A 1311-nucleotide genomic window follows, 5' to 3' on the forward strand; every position below is an offset into this window, starting at 1 on the left:
ACGGCATCGGCGTCGGATAGCACCTGAAGATCGGCGATCCGCGTGTCGGGGCGGGCCGCGATCGTGGTGAGGGTTCGTTGTAGGAGAGCGAGGAATCGCTCCGCGGTGCCCGGGTTGAACAGGTCAGTGGCAAAGCTCAGAGACCCAGTGAGGGTGTGCTGGGTCTCGTCCACGTAGATGTCCAGATCCGTCTTGACCGCTCCGAGGGAAGCGCGTTGTTGCCGAGCGGTGACTCCGGGGAGATTGAGCAGGTCGGGCCCGCCGGACAGGTTCTGGTAGGTGAGCATGACCTGGAAGACCGGGTTGCGGGCAGCGGACCGGTCGACGCCGACGGCGGACACGATGTGCTCGAACGGTGCGGCCTGGTGTGCGAGCCCATCCAGCACCGTTTGCCGGGCGCGCCCGAGGAGTTCGCTGATCGTGTCGTCGGGTCGGAGCCGGTGGCGCAGGGGGAGGGTATTGACGAAGTACCCGACTAGGTTCTCCAGGCCGTCCTCAGTGCGGCCCCCGACCGGGGAACCGATCACTACGTCGTTTCCTCCGCCGAGCGCGGAGACCGTCAGCGCGATCGCGGCCTGCACGATCATGAACATGCTCACGCCGTTGTGCTGCGCGGCGCCCCGCAACCCCGTCACAGTCTCGGACGCGACGGCGAACGCGGCATCACCGCCCTGGTGGGTGGGCTCGGCAGGGCGAGACCGGTCCAGGGTGATCGTGGATTCCTCCGGCGCGTCAGCGAGGGCATTACGCCAATAGCTCAAATGCTGAGCGAGTTCGGAATCCGGGTCGGCGGGATCCCCGAGGATGTCTCGTTGCCAGATCGCGTAGTCGGCGTACTGCATTTTCAGTGGCGCCCACCCCGGCTCACAACCGGCCGACCGGGCCTGGTATGCGGTTGACAGGTCCCCCAGCAGCACCGGCAGCGACCACTCGTCCACCGCATGGTGATGCACCGCCAGCACCAGTACCCACTCCGTGCCAGCCTCCCGCAACAAGCCGGCACGGAAGGGAATGTCTGCCGCCAGGTCAAACCCCTGCCGCACGAAGTCGGCGATCCGTTCCTCTACGGCGTCACCCCCGGCACCGGAGAGATCCTCCGGGATCAGCGTGAGGCGAACGCTCGCGTCCTGGGCGGGGACGACCACCTGGCGCAGCCGCCCGTCGTCTTCAACAATCAGGGTTCGCAATGCCTCGTGCCGGGTGACTACATCCTTCACCGCAGCATCAAGTATGCCGACGTCCAGTTCCCCAGACAGGCGAAGCACCATTGGCACCACATACCGGCCCCCCGGCCCGCCCAGGCGATCAATC

The 1311-nt window shown here is 66.6% G+C and carries 1 protein-coding gene; it reads right to left on the reverse strand.

Annotated features, from left to right (window positions below):
* A partial coding sequence (locus AC559T_RS13280) for a condensation domain-containing protein (protein WP_498868894.1) occupies positions 1-1268 on the reverse strand: 1268 nt, incomplete at its 3' end.
* Between the last annotated feature and the right edge of the window lie 43 nt (positions 1269-1311).

The organism is Frankia sp. Hr75.2, assembly GCF_949319125.1.
Lineage (GTDB): Bacteria > Actinomycetota > Actinomycetes > Frankiales > Frankiaceae > Parafrankia > Parafrankia soli.